Origin of the sequence: Providencia sp. PROV208 (assembly GCF_028479465.1) — a bacterium.
Lineage (GTDB): Bacteria > Pseudomonadota > Gammaproteobacteria > Enterobacterales > Enterobacteriaceae > Providencia > Providencia alcalifaciens.
In genome coordinates this window covers 26790-44537 of record NZ_JAMPNS010000020.1, presented here as the reverse complement: position 1 = coordinate 44537, position 17748 = coordinate 26790, and the positions used below count along the sequence as shown (strand labels likewise).

11 protein-coding genes are annotated in these 17748 nt (G+C 44.1%); 3 read left to right on the top strand and 8 right to left on the bottom strand.

Annotated elements, in window-relative coordinates:
- Nucleotides 1-36: 36 nt before the first annotated feature.
- Nucleotides 37-711: a helix-turn-helix transcriptional regulator gene (locus PR766_RS15680; protein ID WP_036978811.1), complete on the top strand. Its 675-nt coding sequence runs from the start codon at nt 37-39 to the stop codon at nt 709-711.
- Here the strand turns inward: PR766_RS15680 and PR766_RS15675 are convergent.
- From PR766_RS15675 to nagK, 5 genes are all read right to left on the bottom strand, one after another.
- Nucleotides 683-1273: a rhomboid family intramembrane serine protease gene (locus PR766_RS15675; protein WP_154635896.1), complete on the bottom strand. Its 591-nt coding sequence runs from the start codon at nt 1271-1273 to the stop codon at nt 683-685. The genes PR766_RS15680 and PR766_RS15675 overlap by 29 nt on opposite strands.
- Nucleotides 1273-6210, bottom strand: a complete 4938-nt coding sequence (locus PR766_RS15670) for a DNA repair ATPase (protein WP_154635895.1) — start codon at nt 6208-6210, stop codon at nt 1273-1275. The genes PR766_RS15675 and PR766_RS15670 overlap by 1 nt, the downstream gene beginning before the upstream one ends.
- Before the next feature lie 121 nt (nt 6211-6331).
- Entirely contained in the window at nt 6332-8533 is a 2202-nt protein-coding gene (locus tag PR766_RS15665) for a flotillin family protein (protein WP_036966961.1), read from the bottom strand.
- Nucleotides 8534-8603: 70 nt separating this feature from the next.
- Entirely contained in the window at nt 8604-9242 is a 639-nt protein-coding gene (locus PR766_RS15660) for an OB-fold-containig protein (RefSeq protein WP_006660626.1), read from the bottom strand.
- A 373-nt stretch (nt 9243-9615) separates the two neighbouring features.
- Nucleotides 9616-10527: an N-acetylglucosamine kinase gene (gene nagK, locus PR766_RS15655; RefSeq protein ID WP_154635894.1), complete on the bottom strand. Its 912-nt coding sequence runs from the start codon at nt 10525-10527 to the stop codon at nt 9616-9618.
- A 177-nt stretch (nt 10528-10704) separates the two neighbouring features.
- Here nagK and ykgO point away from each other — a divergent pair, with 177 nt between their 5' ends.
- Nucleotides 10705-10830, top strand: coding sequence for a type B 50S ribosomal protein L36 (gene ykgO, locus PR766_RS15650; protein ID WP_006660624.1), 126 nt, complete (start codon nt 10705-10707; stop codon nt 10828-10830).
- Between the two features lie 73 nt (nt 10831-10903).
- Here ykgO and yidZ read toward each other — a convergent pair whose 3' ends face one another.
- Both yidZ and PR766_RS15640 read right to left on the bottom strand, forming a co-directional pair.
- Entirely contained in the window at nt 10904-11869 is a 966-nt protein-coding gene (gene yidZ, locus PR766_RS15645) for an HTH-type transcriptional regulator YidZ (protein WP_006663252.1), read from the bottom strand.
- Nucleotides 11862-13046 (bottom strand): MdtL family multidrug efflux MFS transporter, encoded by a 1185-nt coding sequence (locus PR766_RS15640; RefSeq protein WP_154635891.1) that lies wholly within the window; start codon nt 13044-13046, stop codon nt 11862-11864. The genes yidZ and PR766_RS15640 overlap by 8 nt, the downstream gene beginning before the upstream one ends.
- Before the next feature lie 320 nt (nt 13047-13366).
- Between PR766_RS15640 and asd the strand changes: the two genes are divergently transcribed.
- Nucleotides 13367-14473 carry an aspartate-semialdehyde dehydrogenase gene (gene asd / locus PR766_RS15635; RefSeq protein ID WP_006660620.1) on the top strand — a complete coding sequence of 369 codons (1107 nt, stop codon included), beginning with the start codon at nt 13367-13369 and terminating at the stop codon, nt 14471-14473.
- A gap of 93 nt (nt 14474-14566) precedes the next feature.
- Here the strand turns inward: asd and PR766_RS15630 are convergent, their stop codons facing one another.
- Entirely contained in the window at nt 14567-17554 is a 2988-nt protein-coding gene (locus PR766_RS15630; RefSeq protein WP_154635890.1) for an autotransporter domain-containing protein, read from the bottom strand.
- Between the last annotated feature and the right edge of the window lie 194 nt (nt 17555-17748).

Below are 17748 nucleotides of genomic sequence, written 5' to 3'. Positions count from 1 at the left end.
TTATCCAAGTATTGACTTGGATAATAAAATCACACCATGAATAAAGCAAGTAATTACTTTGATAATCTAAATCTGACTCAGGCGGTGGATAAGGTGCTGTTTTGCATTAAAACGAAAGGACCTATTTCCACCTCCGTCATTGCAGATGATCTGAATTTAACGGGGGAAGCGGCTCGCCAGCATGTCCAAAAGTTGACGTCATTAGGGCTAGTAGAGGGAGTTCAATGTATGGCTCAGTCAGGTGCGGGTCGTCCTCGACAAAATTGGGTATTAACAGAATTGGGGCATCAGCGTTTTCCTGATACTCATGCTCAGCTCGCCTTGCAGTTAATAGATTCAGTAAAAACTATTTTTGGTGAGTCAGGGCTAGAAAAACTGATTGAGCAGCGAGAAGCGGAGAGTCGCAGTAAATATTTAGCACGTTGCCAAGGGTTACCATTAGAGAAATGCTTAACGGCATTAGCTGAGGTGCGTAGCGAAGAAGGTTATATGGCAAAAGTTGAGCATGATGAGGATGGCTGGCTGTTTATTGAAAACCATTGCCCTATCTGCGCAGCGGCGACCGCGTGTCAAAATTTTTGCCGCTCCGAGCTTGCATTATTCCGTGAAGTATTAGGGGAAAGCGTCCATGTTGAGCGGGAACAATATCTACTAGATGGCGCGGGGCGTTGTGTATATCGAGTTACTTTGGCGCGCCCTTCGGAGAATTAGCAGATTGCGCTATTTTCGATTTTTTATTGGCTATCCACGCATAGGCAATCCCTGCAATCGCACCTGCAATATGGGATTCCGTGGAAATTTTTTGATGAGCGGGCAATAGTCCGCTTGCCATTGCACCGAAATAGAACAGCACCAACAGGGCGATGACGATGTCTAGCCATTTTCGGCGAAAAAAGCCTTGGGCAATTAACAAACCCCATAGCCCAAAAATCCAGCCACTAGCGCCAATGTGCAGTGCATTTCTGCCGATAAGCCAAACGATGGCACCGCCAATCACAATGATGAAGGCGCTGGCATAAGCGTATTTCCGGATGGAATCGTGTAGGAGTAAAGCACTTAAAATCAGTAATGGGGGCAAATTACTGAGAAGATGAGCCCAATCGCCATGGATCAGTGGGGCAAAAATAATCCCCACCAGCCCATGGGTTGTCCTCGGCTGGATGCCGAAACTGACAAGTGAATAGCCACTTAAGCTATTGACGATTTGAATCGCTATCAGTAAACCCGCAAGAGTAATAAGCAGTTTAATGCGCGGGCTTAACCAAGTTTTCATTATCGATGTCCAAGAGATTGTACACTTTCAACCAATTGAGCGAGTTGGGTTACTACGCGATCGCCCACATCGGCATTATCACCGCCTAATGCTTTGTTTCGCAAGAAATCTTTCTTGATTTTTTGCCAGCGAGCGGAGTTTTCTTTGCTGAGTCTACCGCGTAACTCTGCCAGTTTGAGTAAGTTTTCTTCCGCACCCGTCGTCAGTAACTGTGCTTCACCGAGATAATGGTCATCCAACAATCTTTCCAGTTCATCATCATTCATGACCGACGAAACTTTTTCACTGAGTTTATTCATATTCCGGTAACTACCTTGTAGGCGGAATGCGGGTTCAGTTCGATATTTATCAGACTGTGCAGCGCTAGCAATGTATTGTTGATTCACTTTCAGCACGACATCACGCAAGCTTAGCAAGCGGGAAATAACGGCGGTTATTTCATTAATTTCGGCATCGGAGTAGGGGTAGCTGAGCGCATTGGTAGAAACGGATTTACCCATGGCTTTATCCACCAATAAGTATAGGTCGTTTAAATCACGCAGCGCCAGTGGTGCTAATACAGGATTGGATGTCAGGCTGTTTTCAATATAGCTCAGTGCAAAAGCATCATCCATGCCGCCTAATACCTCGCCGAGGTTATAAATATCTGCACGGTTAGCCAGCATATCTGGGATTCTGAATACTTCGCCAGATTCGGTATATGGGTTACCAGCCATCACGGCGCAGAATTTTTTCCCACGCATATCGTAGGTTTTGGTTTTATCTTTCCATACCCCTTCAATGCGGCGGGTTCCATCACACAGGGAGATAAATTTCTGTAAGAATTCAGGGTGAGTGTGCTGAATGTCATCCACATACAGCATCACGTTATTACCCATTTCGAGGGCAAGATTGAGCTTTTCTAACTCTTGTCGAGCGGTGGCATTGGGGGCTTGCTCTGGGTCGAGAGACAGCACATCGTGTCCAAGGGCTGGACCATTAATTTTCATAAAGATCAGGCCAAGGCGGTCAGCCGCGTACTCCATTAAGGTCGTTTTACCGTAGCCCGGCGGGGAGATCATCAGCAATAGCCCCATTAAATCGGTACGTTTATTTTCGCCAAGGGCGCCAATCTGCTTAGCCATGTTGTCGCCAATGATCGGCAGATACACATCATTGATAAGTTTATTACGCACAAATGAGCTGAGTGGTTTCGCTTTGAACTCATGGAGTTTTAGGCGGCTGCGTTCTTCACTGACAATACGTTGGCGCAAAGCTTGGTATTGACGAAATGCAGGAATGAATTGCTTACGCTGTTCGCGCATTCGGCTGAAATAGTCATCCAGACTTAGCGAGAGAGTTTGGTTATGGATAGTGGGGTGATCGCCTAGTAGCCCACTGACTTTAAAGTATAAATCGGCTTCGCTATAACGTGCGGATGCCATTTTATCTAAGATAATAATCGCAATCGCACCTGGAATATAAGGGCGTAGGTGGGCAAACTCCTCGATAGAACATAACCCTTGCAGCCAATTTTGCAGTAATGCCCAGCGTGGGGCATAACGTGTACCAAGGTTTTGTTGTGAACGGTTAAAATCCAACCACATATGCGCGTCTTCTAAACGTGTTTGCAGTGCACTCACTAAGTCTCGTGCATACTTACTGTATATCAGCTCAATTGGCGTTCTGGCTAAGGCAAAGCTCAGATATTCTGCGGCTTGAGCTTGCTGGTGAAGTTGGCAATCAATGGGGTTATCTTGCAAGAATAAGCTGATACCTGCTTCGATCTCTGCTTGAAGGTCGAGAAGTGCGTCATCGTTATTGAATAATTGACGAATGTTCATCGCGGTTCTTGCTCGCTCAGGCCACTGAGCAGGGTATTCCTGATTTTGGATATGCTGCCAAAAAATGGCGGCAATAGCGCGAGCGGTTGGATTGAAACGCAGTAAATCAGCACTTTCACCGATAGGGATCAGCTTTTTCAAGATAGCAATGGCATCGTGGTCATGGATCCCTTTTTCGTAGCCTTCTTTATAGCGCGGGGCGGCGAAATCACGAACCAATTTATCCATTTTCTCGGGGACAGAAAGGGCACTCTTTAGGGTGTCATAATCTAAACCATCTTGGCGTTTTGCGGCCGCATAGATGATGGAATAAGCGAGGTATTCTGCGCGATAAACGGTGTCGGATTCAGACTCAAGGTTTGCTGTCCAGTAAGGTTGTAAGGTCGCGAGTTCAGCGTTATCAATCGGCTCTTGGAAATCGGTGCCCGTGAGATAGACCCACAATTGGTTATCTTTCGGTAAAATAGTGAGGTCAAGCTCTTGTGTATTAACACTGAAACGGTGGCGACCCAGCTTAATGATGTTACCGCCATCTTCAAAGATGTCGGTTTTATCTCGCAGAATACGAATAGCTTGATCTCGGGAAGCTTTGAGCCTTGCATCGATATCATCGGCTTTAACGTTATCGTTGATTTCCCGAAGTTTTTCGATGATTTCACGGGTTTTCTGTGCCAGTGGGTCGGTGGCAAAAAACGCATTCAGTTCATCTTGGTTTTGCAAGCGTACAGTGCGGCGTTGAAGGCTTTCTAATAATCGGTCTGCGGCAGTGAGTAAATTCTGTGAACGACGTTGGCGGTCATCAATGAGCGTTTGTTTATGAGACTCAAACGTTTCCAGCAGCTCTTCGCGTTTCGCTAAAATATCATCAAGAAATTCATCATGATGGCTAAACTGACTTTCTAGCTCTTCTAATTGAACCAGTAATCGAGATAGCTGATCATCACAACGTTCAGGGTCGGTCGCAAGGGAGAGTGCGTTAGTGATCCCTTGGCTAAACAAACGAAATTGAGCCCCAAATTGAGCCACACTTTCAACGCTAGTTTGGGATTTGCGTTTTTGTTGTAGACGAGCGCGAGATTGGTTTAATTGCGCATAAATCTGTGAAATGGCATCAATGATGTGTGTTTGTAGCGTCACATCATCGAAACTCAGCGATACCATTAAGTTAGAGAGCATATCCAAATCCGCTGACATTTTTTCCATGTCATTCATTGGCGTGTCTAACTGAGCACTCGTCTGTGCCTTGTCTATTTGCTCTTCAAAGGTAGCCAGCTGAGTTTTTAACGGTTGTAGAGCTTTATCACTGGCAAGAAACTGTGCGGTAGCTTGAGAAACACGCTGCTGAGCGTCAGTAATTTCTGTTTCCATCTCACTGAGGGTCGTGAGATCCATATAGCGGAATTCCCGTAGGGAAATCAGGTGTCCTTGTTGGGTATTTAAGGCATTTAATCCATCCACAAATTGTTGAATATCCGTCCATCCTTCCGGTAACGTGAGGGAAAGTAAGGATTTTTGGCGAGTGATTGCCTCATTCATGGATTTTGCAGATTGCTGGCGGATACTTTCGACTTTTTCATACTCGTCGAGAACCAGCTCACTGGTTTGGGTTATTTCTTTTAATAACTTGCCAATGCCTAAGCACTGCTCGTCATTAAACCAGTAGAAAATATCCAGCAAGTTTTTGGGTTGTTGGCTAAGTTGTTCGTAGCGTGAAACTGACACGTGGTTACCGTCAATTTCTTTGGCGATATGGAGAATTTCGGAAATTCCACGGACTAAATCTGCGTTGCCAATACGCCCAAGAAAACCACCGCGAGCGGGTTGTTTGTCTGCAAACTCGTCAGAATAAAAAGGCGTTTGCCATACTTGCATGGGGTGAACGCGGGTGGCTTCATCACTTTCCCCTTCGAACAAGACCATCTTGCCATCTTCTAGCATGGCATAACCATGCCCGATTAATGGGACTGCAAGTTTACGTTCAATCAGATTGTAGTTGAAAAGGGCGATACGACCTTGGTTGGGGGAGTAAAATACATATAGTACATCTTCCCCATTGGGCGAACGACGTAAGCGACGAAAGCGCATCCCATCCATTGGCTGCTCAAAGGTTTTATACTCCCCATTTTGCAGGTAGTAGCCCCCTGGGAAAATAATGCCATGATCTTCAGGAAGCTGTACACAGGCTTGTCCAATCGCGTCGATACGCTGAACGGTTTGGTTCAGGATGTTGTAAACCAAATAACGCCAGCTTTCTTCACGATATGGCAGGATTTTGAGTAAAATCAGGCTGCCAGTCTGTGCGTATTCAATTTGGGCGTCATCAAGGGATTGGTTTTTATCAAGTACCGCTTCGCGATATATGCCTAGCCCATCTTCCGTGTTGTTTTCACATTTGATGGTCAGGTCACCGCCAATCGTTTCTACAAAGACGGTATCGAGAATATTGATATGAGGATAGCGCCCATTTACGGTGTTTTCTCGTGTGGTACGCACCCATTCGAAATCGTTGGTTGGCGGTAAGGCAATGTCTCGTTCACCGCGATTATCGATGTATTCAATACGCGATTTATCGCTGGAAATTGACCAGCGGAAAACCCGCACATCCGTTAACCGATCACCAATTTGAAAGCTCGCTAACAGCTTGCCATCGCGTTCGACTAATTGAAGTAACTGCGTGTTTTTGTAATAGGTGTAGAGCTCAGTAAAATCCTGAACAAAGCGGGTGTCACTGAGGAAGGTGCCTTCATAAGGAACAGCATCTACATCAAAATCGCCTTCATTTTCAGTGAGCTGGTAGAGTGAAAAAACATCTTCAATGTGCGTTTCTTTTTTTAAACCAAGAAAAACGTTATAGCCAAATAGTAGCCAATCGCCGACTCGAACAATGTCTCTGGCTTGGCAATTATTTTCAGTACGAACACGGATACGCCCGATGATGTCCATCTGGCTTTGACCAAATTCAGTCAGTCGGCTGTCATTCAGTTGCGCCGCTTTTTGATGAAGTTGCTGCCCTTGTTCTGTCAGGCGCCTGCGCAGTATTTCATACGCGCCACCTTCTGCTACGGCATTGTCGAGAATTTCCTGTTCGCGATTCACATCTTGGGTTTCTGACATGTTTAACGAATTTCCTTGGTCTTAAAAAGAGATACGCTCATAAAACGTCAAGTCACAGATAAACTGTAACTTGACGATATTGAGGTATAAAACTTACCTGAAAAGCGAAAATATTGATGGATTAGCGTTGATTATCATCGTAAGAAACGGGCTTGCTGACGACATTTTTTGCTGTTTGCGTTGCGCCTTTTGCTGCCATAAACCCATTGATTAAGTCTTTCACTTCAGGGTTTTGCAGTAAGGATGCAATATCAATTTTCTTCTCTTCTGTGGCGCGGTTTACCAGCTTTTCAAGATTTTCCTTGGCAAAGCTGCTTTTATCCATAAAGCCATCAACGGCTTTTCCTAAACTCAGTGCTTTGGAGAACGTGTTGAAGAAGTTACCATCACCACCGACAATTTCGATGTTGGTTTTGCTCAGTGCTGCAGCCAGCACATCCGCTTGTTCGCGAGCAATTTCTTTATTCGCTTCAATGGATGCCATAGATTGCTCAAACTCTTTCTCAAGACGCATACGGAATTCTTCATGTGAGCGAGCTGTATCACTGAGGTGATCCATTGACTGGAATTTATCTGTCAGACCGTCAGCTTCGGCTTTCAGGCGTTGGCGAATCACTTCGGCTTGCGCTGCACCTAATTGACCTTCACCACGCGCTTGAGCGGCCAGTTTTTCTTCCAGAACTTTGGCATCAGCCAAGCCCAGTTTCTCTTTTGCATTCGCTTGTTGCTCTTCACCGCGGGCTTGAGCGGTCAATTTTTCTTCCAGAATTTTCGCTTCAGCAAGACCTTGCTCGCGTTCAGCTTGGGCTTTGGCTTCCATCACTTGGGCTTCGGTTAAGCCTTTTTCTTTCAGACCACGGGCTTCGGCTAACAGTTTTTCTGCGGTAATATTCGCTTGAACCAGACCCTCTTTCTCTTCAGCTTCGGCTGTGGCTTGGCGAACACGAGCTTCGGCTAAACCTAATGCCGCGTGCTCGGCTTCAATTCCTTCGGCTAAGCGTTTTTTCGCTTCCGCTTGTTTCGCGGATGCTTCCAATTCAGCTTGTGCCATGGTGCTGATTTCTTCTGCGCGGTGTTTGGCACTCGCTTCATCGGCTTCAGCTCTTTTCACTTGACGGACTAAGGCTTCCTCAGCTTCCGCTTGGGCGTTAATCACAGTGACTTGCTTCATACGTTCCGCTTCAGAAATCTCACGAACCTCTTTGATGCGCTCTTCTTCTTGAGCCACAGTTTTTTCAACCGCTACACGCTCACGAATCACGTTAGAGATATTTTTGCGCTCTTCTTCTAATGCTTTTTCTTTATCAATACGTTGCAACTCAACTTCGCGTTCACGTGCAACAATTTCTAGTTCACGAGCGCGGTTAACGCGTTCTTCTTCAATAGCGACAGCACGAGTGCGGTTCTGCTGAGCCACTTCGACTTCACGCATACGGTTTTCTTCGCGAATTTCAATTTCTTGCTGCGTTTGAATACGAGCTTGCTCGGACTTGAGACGTTCTTCTTCTTGAACGCGCAAGGTTTCTGCTTGCTCGCGAGCGCGGATATTATCGATTTCACGTTTTTGGCGAGCTTCAGCATCGGCTTGTTGGCGCTCTAATGCCAAGCTGGCTTCGCGGGTTTCCACATTTTTTTTCTGAATGGCTAACTCTTGATCTCGCTCTTTTTGGTTAGTTTCGATGTTGTGGATAGCGGTAATTTCGGTGATTTTACGAATACCTTCGGAGTCGAAAATATTATTGGGGTCAAGGGCAGATTTCGGTGTTTGCTCTAAATAGTCGATTGCTACGTCTTCGAGAGCATAGCCGTTCAGATCCTTGCCTATTACATCGACGATTCGGTCGCGGAAATTTTGACGGTCTTCAAACAACTTAGCTAATTCAAATTGCTTGCCCACTGTTTTCAGGGCTTCTGAGAATTTAGCACTAAACAAGGCACTAACGGCTTGATGGTCAGATGCACGGTCAACACCGATAGCCTTAGCGACTTTTAATACGTCTTCCGTGGTTTCATTCACGCGTAAATAGAAGGCAACGGTAATATCGGCACGCAAGTTATCTTGGCAAATTAAACCGTCTTTACCACGGCGGTCGACTTCCAGAGTGAGCAACGAAATGCGCATAAACTCTTTTTTGTAGATAACGGGATACACTAATGCCCCTGTAAAGTGGACTTTAGGTTGTGACGACATGTCGTTGACAATCAGGGCGGTGCCTTGAGGGACTTTGATATAGAACGCTTTAAATAAGCCAAAAAACCCAAGAATGATGATTATCACTCCCCCAACAACCGTTAAAAAAGGCATGTATTCAGCCAAATCCATATTTCTTCTCCATGGGTTCTGACGATGTCGTCATTCTTTATTAATTAGCAAAGTGGTTTATATTTTGTTTTTACTGTCGGAATTCATTTTCAGTTACGACTTGGTAACTGTGGGATTGTGGGTCATAGCTGATAATCACGACGCGATCGCCGCGTTTGATATTGTCGGCGCTAGGTGCTCTAACCTGCAAAATGAGCCCTGCACCACCATCTTCTAATACGGCTTCCCCATTTTGTTCGGTTACCGTGCCGGAACGTACGGTTGCCAGCTTCCCCATTAACTGATGGACAGTTTTTGGTTTGTTGAGGTTAACCAATCGGTTACGAATAGGTCGTAGGCAGATTGCCGTCAATTGCAGGGAGATAAATGCGGTAATCACCAGTAGCGTTACGCCGACGGCGTAGCGAAGTAGGGTCATATCGATGAATCGGAGAAATAAATGCGCAGCAAAGTAGCTAATGAGCCAGCCAAATAGGGTAAATAGCGTCAAGATAATAGTAACGGGAATTCCCGCTAAACCTAATTTAGTGAGCCAACCTGCGAAGCCAGTGAGGTCGATACCCTCTGCATCTAGTTCCGTATCAATATTAAATAAATCAATATCTAACAAACCAAAAGCAGCACACAACCAGTAAAAAAGGACAATAATGAGTAAACCGCTAAAGATAATGGTAGGAAAAGTCAGGCAATTCTCTAAAAACAAACTCATTAGTTTTTCTCTTTAGTGAGGTCGTGGATGATGACCTTTGTCGACATTTGTTAGGCGGTGTGAGTGACCTTTACCTGTGTTTTTTATGGCACATTTATCAAAAAATGAGCAGAATTTGGTTAATCATAAGCACTTTTCAAACGAACAACATAGGACTAGTCTAAGTCTAAATTTTTGCAATATCTCGCTGATTTCTATGATTAATTCTGTGCAGTGACCTTGAATCGCGTAAGACGTTTAACTCATTGATTATTGTTGAGTTTCATTGAAAATAACACAACTGATAACGATTCTCAATTGCGTTTTGTTATTTTGAGGTGTTCGTCACCTCTACTCCTTATAATTGTTGGAGTAGAGATGTCATAGCGGGGAGTTAGTCGACGAGATTCAGGAACGCGGCGCCGCGAGCACCACCGGAGGCACCGTAACGCGCTTTTTCAATGGCAGGCATTTTGGCGATGCCATATAAATATTGCGGGACTATTTCAGGCAATAAGCGATAAATTTCATCAAACTGCGATAAGCCACCACCGATCACGACCAAATCAGGGTCAAAAACAGTAATCACTTGGCCCATAAACATGGCTAGCACCATCATATAGCGCTCAACATGTTGTTTAGCAGCTAGATCGCCTTGTTGATATAACTGAATAATGTCGATAGCTGAACGTTTTTCATTGGTAAATGCCGCATAAATACGTTCAAAACCAGGACCCGAGAGGTAGGTTTCAAAGCACGCGGTTTGACCGCAACCACAGACGATTTCCGGAACAGTATCACCGAGATACTTAGCAGCACGAACACTCATATTCATGTGCCCAATTTCCCCTGCAATCCCGTTTTTTCCGGATAGCACTTTTCCGTTTATCACAAATCCACCACCGACTCCGGTACCTAAAATTAATCCGAGTACACTAGGGTAGCGTTTGAATTCAGGATCCCAGGCTTCAGAAAGTGCAAAACAGTTAGCATCATTTTCAACTTTTACTGGGCGATTTAAGAGGTTAGTGAGGTCGTGAATGAAGGGTTTATATTGTGCACTTGGCACATTGGTTGTAAATACAATGCCTTCCGAGTGATTAACGATACCTGGAACACCAATACCAATTTTACCTTGGCAGCTAAATTGTGCATCTGCTTCAGCGGTGAGATCGCGAAACGCATTGAGTAATGCGTGGTAATCATCTTTTGGAGTAGGAACGCGTTTTTGCCATACTTGATTGAGTGCTTGGTCAAATACTGCCAACTCAATTTTGGTGCCGCCCATGTCAAAGCCGTAATACATTTCATCTTCCTCAAATTGGTCTATTTCATTAAATAGAAATGTATCTATTTGATAAATAATGATAGAGAGTCAGTAATGGCTTAATTATACAAAAGTTTCCCAAAAAATGATTGCGGGATGATTTTAATTCCATTATTGTTACATTATAACATTACATTTGTTTTATTAGGAGTTACCGTGAAAGTCCTCAGCTCATTAAAAACCGCTAAGCAGCGCCACCCTGATTGCCAAGTTGTGCGTCGTCGTGGTCGTATCTATGTGATTTGTAAAACTAATCCTCGTTTTAAAGCAGTCCAAGGCTAGTATTCCGTTATTCTCTGTTTCTTCGTTCCTTGTTTTCGCCGTGGCAATTCATACTCCTTGCCATGGCGTTTTTTTATGGATTTACAAAGTTAAGAATGCTGTTTTTGATTTGTTCTCTCAGCCATAAGGTTTTTGAGTTATACGCGTTACGTTTGTGCCACAGCATCAAGAAAGGGATTTCGAGTTGCTGATATAAAATGTCATCGACAGGCAGAGGGCGACAAACTAAATCAAGATTAAAATCATTAACATAGTGTTGGCAATAACCCGGCGAGCTCGTGATGAGGTTGTGCTCAGGTCGAGAGGCCATTAAGAGTGATTGTTCAAAGGTAGAGAAGGATAGATGAATGGGTCGATGAAACCCCATGGTTTCCAGTAAATCATCGAGGGCCCATGGAATGCGATTGCCAAATTCAGTGCTGATATGAGGATATTTTAAGTAATTCGCTAATGTCCATTCTTCTTGCAAAATAGGGTGGTCACTGCGGATAAACGCCAGAGGTTTATCGGTGAATAACACTTCGAAGTTCAGAATGTCAGGTAGATGATTAATAGACTCTTTGGATGAATGGAAGCTTTCACGACCCACTAATCCGATATCCGCATCTCCCGCGATCAGCGCTGCTAACGAGTTATAGTCCCAATCTCGCACAATGACCTCGGATTCTGGGTATTGATTGAGGATATTCAGGGATAAATCATGGAGCATGATGAGGTTTAAGGGCGCTTCCATCATTAATCGAAACGTCATTCCTCGTGGCTTTTCAGTGTCTCTGATCTCTGCAATATAGTGAGATAAATTTAAAAACTCAGGCAGTGATTTTTCAATACGATGCATCAATGGGGTTGGAAGCAGCCCTTGCGGGCTGCGGATAAATAACGGGTCATCGAACCATTGGCGTAGTTTAGACAATGACTTACTGACGGAGGAGGGGGTAATAGCAAGCCGTTTGGCGGCAAGGCTTACACTGCGCTCTTCCACTAAATATTGCAAAATAACCAGTAAATTTAAGTCTAATCGATGCAATTGCTTATTCACATGTAGCGACCTGTTGGTTGACCTGCGTAGTCGGTATTCTGAGTAACACCATGCCAATCATTCCTGCTGCAATCAAGATAATTAACAGCATACTCACTGAAGGGACACCCATCACACCCATCATCCAAATGTAGGCTGAGGCGCAGCTTAATTGTGAGATAGCTAAAACGGAGCTGGCAATACCGGCTTTTTTCGCAAATAGAGATAAGGCTTGACTCATAATAATGCCAAACTGCATGGAGAAACCTATGCCACAGAAGGCAAATACGATGTACAACAGAGCTAAATGGGGAAGTGCGAGCAGATAGACTGAAAGTAGTACGCCATTAATCAAAAATAAACTTAACGCCGTATTTAGCAGCGAGCGGCTATTAAATTTTGAAATGAGTTTCGGCATTAAGAACGATGTTCCCATACTGACCATCGCCAGCAACGTCATGGCAGTGGAGTATTGACCCGTCGTGAAACCCAGATTTTCCATCAAGATAATCGGCGCAACGTTAACGTAAGTCAGGATTACGCCCATACCAAAGCAAGAGATAATCAAACGGGTAACAAAGAAAGTGTTAAATAGCTTTTCTTCTATCGCCGGTTGGGCATTTGATTGTTTCGTTGATGATGCAGAAGAGGGCTTCGTTTCTTTAATCGAGATTAGGCAAAATAGCATGCTGATAACCGCATACCCTGCCATAAAATAGAATATCACTGACCAGTGGTAAATGAGCAAAATCGCAAATCCAATGACGGGAGCCAGCACAGGTGCAATGCAGGTCACGCCATTCATTGCGGCGAGCACTTTGGTACGGCGTTGGGGGGGTAATACATCGCGTAAAATAGCGAATGTCACGACATAACAGAAACCTGCACCAATACCTTGGAAGAACCGAGTGATGAGAAAGGTATCAATGGAAGTCGCATTTCCCGCAATAATGGATGCAATCGCGAAAATAGTCGTTCCAGCTAGCACGACGGGTTTGCGACCGATATGGTCGGCACACCATCCCGCAATTAGCATGGTGGATGCCATACCCGCTAAATAGATGGAGAATGCCACATGGAGTTGGCTTTCATTGGCATGTAAATCTGCGGCAATATAGGGAATGCCGGTTAAATGAAGGTCGACACCCAAAGGATAAATAAGGACGATCCAGAAACTAAAAAGGACATATTTGGTCATGAGATACGCTACGTTGTGAGGGTTAACCCGCTAATTTTAATTGGGTTGGATGATGGAATGTATGGATTAATTGGAAAATAGTATTTTCCAAAATGGAAATTTTTAATCAATAACTTCTTACTAATTATTAGCGTTATTACTAATCTTCTTGCTATTAGTGATGAAATTCACTTGCACACTGATGCATATTTTGTCACGTTTAATACAATCGATTGATGATTCTCCATTTAATCTCCCAAGTCATTTCCAGTTTCGATTTGTCGGTAAGTCGATGGTTGAAATTTTTTGGGTGAAGTATGTAAACAGACAGGGTGAAGAGAATGAAAAATGTAGGATTTATTGGCTGGCGCGGAATGGTCGGCTCTGTATTGATGCAAAGAATGGTAGAGGAAGGGGACTTTAACGTCATTCACCCGGTATTTTTTACCACCTCCCAACATGGGGCTGAAGCACCCGTTTTTGGTGGTCATCGCAGTACGCTGCAAGATGCATTTGATATCGATGCGTTGAGTGCACTGGATATTATTATTAGCTGCCAAGGTGGCGATTATACCAATGAAGTGTATCCAAAATTACGTGAAGCGGGCTGGAAAGGCTACTGGATTGATGCTGCATCCGCACTGCGTATGAAAGACGATGCGATTATTATTTTAGATCCAGTGAACCACAAACATATCCAAGACGGCTTAAATAAAGGCATTAAGACCTTCGTCGGCGGTAACTGTACGGTGAGCTTAATGCTAATGTCGCTGGGGGGCTTATTTGCTAATGATTTGGTTGAGTGGGCCTCTGTCGCAACTTACCAAGCCGCTTCTGGTGCGGGTGCGCGTAATATGCGTGAACTTCTGTCGCAAATGGGTTCTTTACACGCGCAAGTGGCGAAAGAGCTGCAAAATCCTGCATCAGCTATCTTAGAGATTGAGAAAAAAGTCACTGACTTTACACGTAGCGGTTCAATGCCAACGGATGCTTTTGGTGTACCGCTTGCAGGCAGCTTAATCCCGTGGATTGATAAAGCCTTAGACAATGGTCAAAGCCGCGAAGAGTGGAAAGGTCAGGCGGAAACCAACAAAATTCTGGCAACAGGCAGCAATATTATTCCGGTTGATGGTTTATGTGTTCGTGTGGGTGCACTGCGTTGCCACAGCCAAGCATTCACATTGAAACTGAAAAAAGATGTACCACTGAACGAAGTGGAGCAGCTGCTGGCTTCCCATAATGAGTGGGTGAAAGTGGTGCCAAATGACCGTGAAATTACCATGCGTGAACTGACTCCAGCCGCGGTAACAGGTACATTGAGTACACCGGTTGGTCGCCTGCGTAAATTGAATATGGGACCTGAGTATCTGTCCGCATTTACTGTGGGTGACCAGTTGCTATGGGGAGCTGCGGAGCCTCTGCGCCGCATGTTGAGAATTTTGCTGTAGTTCGCAATTCTTAAACGAGAAAAATAGGCATGGCACCTGCGTGACGAAACACACCGGTGCCATTTTTTATGGCTAAATTTTATACTTTAAACATTAAAATGAGACAAGGAACTTAGCATCAAGATTATTTTCTAAATATCCCTTGGTCGTAAATTGGCTGTAATCCACGGATAGCTTGGTATTGTCGGTAATCTGAATATTCGATCCTAGCTTGATTGTCACTCCATCTTGCGGTGCATTCACACCATGATAGTTAAGCGGTGGTGCAAGTAGGTTGCGCTGGGTAAATCGAAATGCCATTTCGCGTTCCTGCTTGTCATATTGATGTTGCCAGCCGAGTTCCCCGTGTACATCGATTGAGGATGATTTACCCACTTTCCACTGGTTATCTAAACGTAATCCCAGCGTTGTAGTGGTGGCATCAAGGGATTGGCGACCTGTAACGAGCGAGGCTTTTTTCCCTTTTTCTCTAAATCCATGACTTTCCGCATTGGTAAAGGCGAAGTTCACAAACGGCTCGGCGTTGATAAATGCCGATTTCCACGGGTAAGCGGCTTCCATAAACAGGTGGTTGGTCTTGCCTTTATAGTCGGCGGTATTGTGATCGGAATAAATGGATGAGGTGACTGTTCTATCGGTTTTGATGGTGTGCCATGTGTGCCCAAGCCCTGCACGTAAGGTGATTGGCGCCAATTGCAGAGAGCCATAAGCCGCTAAATAATAGTTGTTGCTATGGCTATGACCGACTCCTCCAGAGACGGAATTTTTTGTAAAACCGGAGCTCATGCCAAAAATAAAATCATCATTAAAGAAATGCTTATCTGCCCCTAAGAACATCCCATAATTGCTATTGGTAAAGCCGGATGCGTTGCCGTCGCTTTGGGTTCTATCCCAATGATAAGGTACGTTTACCCAGACGTTACCGCGGTTATCGCCACGCTCTTTGACGATATTTTCTGATGCGCGTGTTTGTTGCAGCAGCGTACCGTGATATTGGCGATGGTTATTTAACTGGCTAGCAAGGGTATCGATATGAATTTGTGGGGATAAGGTTCGAAGAAGATCGTTAACCCCTGCGGTGGTTTGGCTGAGGATTAAACGTTTATACAGGGTGTTATTCAATGGGAGATCTTCAAGGGCGTGAGCAATGGCGGTTTGGTTTGGCGTCTTTGCAAAGGCATCAAAAGTCAGGCCACTACGACCGACGTTGAGTGTGACACGTTGCATCGTGGGTGAACGAGGGTCTGCGCCATAATTTAATGTAGTACCAATAAATAGATAGTTAGGTTCGATGCCGTCAAATTTCCCTTGAATATTGGGGGCGCGAATAATTTCATATTGAGTGCGGAATCGACCCTGAATTTCATCTTGACTAGGTATCCGTTCATTGAATGGTTCTGATTCTTCAGCGAAGAACACGTTGACCTTGCCCCCGTTGATGGTCACTGTACCGCCAGCACGTAGGGCGTCAAATTCCTGTATTACATCTTTTTGAATACTCACATAGAATTCACTGCCGGGCTGGAAGATGGCGGTGTTATTCACCGTGAGATGCCTTGTCGGGTCTCTCGTATTATCTCCAGGGGTTAAGATAGCACCACCGTTAATCACTAAGTCATCAACTGAACCAGAAGCAATAAATCGGGCTCCTTGGTTTAATGTCACCGTATTTTTGATGCTGTGACTGAGCGCTAATGTGCCATTGGTGACGTTGACTGGCGCATGTAGGATGTGTTTGACCTCAAGCTTTCCACCATTGACATTGACGGGGCCTGTTAAGTGGTTTTCTTGCGTTAAAACCACACGACCTTGCTGTATTTCAAGCCCTGCAAAACGGTTAATTCCAGCTAAGGTTAATGAGCCTTCCCCTTGTTTGATTAATCGCCCTTTGCCATCGATGCCATTGCTCCAAATATCGGTAATACCGACGTTTGCAACGTCGTCTTGAGTTACCCGTTGATTGACGACCCAATCTTCAGCGAAATGCGTAGGCCCTTTGTAAGCTTTGGATAAGTTAATCAGCCCCCAGTAGCTATCAGGCTGATTCGGTTTAACACTCCAGCCAGCTAAAGAATGGCGTGGGTAGGCGGTTCCGGCAATAATTTCCCGCCATTGTTCTTTATTGAGATAAGCAAAACGGGAACGCAGTAAATAAGCTGCACTCGCGGGTATTTGGTCCGCTGTAACGGCGGGAGAAGGATGCTCACTTTGCTTATTGTAATAGCCGGTATTTTCATCAAATGAGGGAAGCAGGCCGATAGGTGGTTTGCATTTGGCGGTATTCGCAGCACATTGAGAGTTTATTTCTTGGCGTACGTCTTTTGCTAACCCAATAAATGTATTGGCAGTTTTGTTATTTTTTAGTAAATGAGCGAGAAGATAGTATTGGGCGGCGCGTGAGGCAATAGTATCGGTTGGGAAGTGTGCGCCAACAATCACACGGCTCTCTCCATATCCCATGGCTCTATCAAAAAATTGTGCGCCTTTTTCTGGGTAAAGAGTGGCAAATATTGCTGCTTGCTTAAATCCGCTCCAAGTATGTCCACTGGGGTAAGAGGAGCCTGTGATATTGGTATAGTTTGGAATGTATTCCCCTTTCTCATTGAGAACTTGATTGGGGCGACCTCGTAAGTAATGATCTTTTAGAATAAAATCCATTGAGCGATTTTTATTTTTAATAGGGTCATAGGCAAAGCTGGCTAATTGAAATAAATTATCTAGACGGTTATAAGCCTCGATTTTTTTAAAATCATTATAATTAAAACCTTTTTGATTAAATAAATATTCTCTGTAAATATTAAAGATATATTCTGGTGTGCTTTGTTGATCTTTTTCAGCGCTCTTTTTACGTTTTTTAGTTAACAGTGTAACGTGTTGACTGGCTTCTTTATCCCATAGTGCGGCTTGTGAATGTGGCTCGGGATAGGGAGGAATAACATGGGTTTTGAGTTCATTAAAGAGTTGATTTCGTTGATTAAGAATGGTTTTTTGTGCCTCTAAATAATCAGATTGAGCAAAAATTGGATGAATGTTAAATAGCAAAAACAGGCTTAAAGATACCGAGGGTATTATTTTGTTCATTATAGACCTATAGATTTTTGAAGAAGGAAAAATCTATTTCATCTTAATAGGGTGATTTTTATTTTCCATAAAATGGAAGTAAATAAGACAAACTTTATTTTATTTCATTATTCTATTTAGTTAATTAAATAAAGTGTGAAATTAGTTAACTTTAAAATAAAATTAATAATAAATATTTAAGATTAAAATTAGAT

Excerpts from the sequence above, each read along its gene's own strand:
- PR766_RS15665 (WP_036966961.1), bottom strand. The coding sequence starts at position 8,533 with ATGGATTTGGCTGAATACATGCCTTTTTTAACGGTTGTTGGGGGAGTG.
- nagK (WP_154635894.1), bottom strand. The coding sequence starts at position 10,527 with ATGTATTACGGCTTTGACATGGGCGGCACCAAAATTGAGTTGGCAGTA.
- asd (WP_006660620.1), top strand. The coding sequence starts at position 13,367 with ATGAAAAATGTAGGATTTATTGGCTGGCGCGGAATGGTCGGCTCTGTA.
- PR766_RS15630 (WP_154635890.1), bottom strand. The coding sequence starts at position 17,554 with ATGAACAAAATAATACCCTCGGTATCTTTAAGCCTGTTTTTGCTATTT.
- PR766_RS15675 (WP_154635896.1), bottom strand. The coding sequence starts at position 1,273 with ATGAAAACTTGGTTAAGCCCGCGCATTAAACTGCTTATTACTCTTGCG.
- PR766_RS15660 (WP_006660626.1), bottom strand. The coding sequence starts at position 9,242 with ATGAGTTTGTTTTTAGAGAATTGCCTGACTTTTCCTACCATTATCTTT.
- PR766_RS15680 (WP_036978811.1), top strand. The coding sequence starts at position 37 with ATGAATAAAGCAAGTAATTACTTTGATAATCTAAATCTGACTCAGGCG.
- PR766_RS15670 (WP_154635895.1), bottom strand. The coding sequence starts at position 6,210 with ATGTCAGAAACCCAAGATGTGAATCGCGAACAGGAAATTCTCGACAAT.
- PR766_RS15640 (WP_154635891.1), bottom strand. The coding sequence starts at position 13,046 with ATGACCAAATATGTCCTTTTTAGTTTCTGGATCGTCCTTATTTATCCT.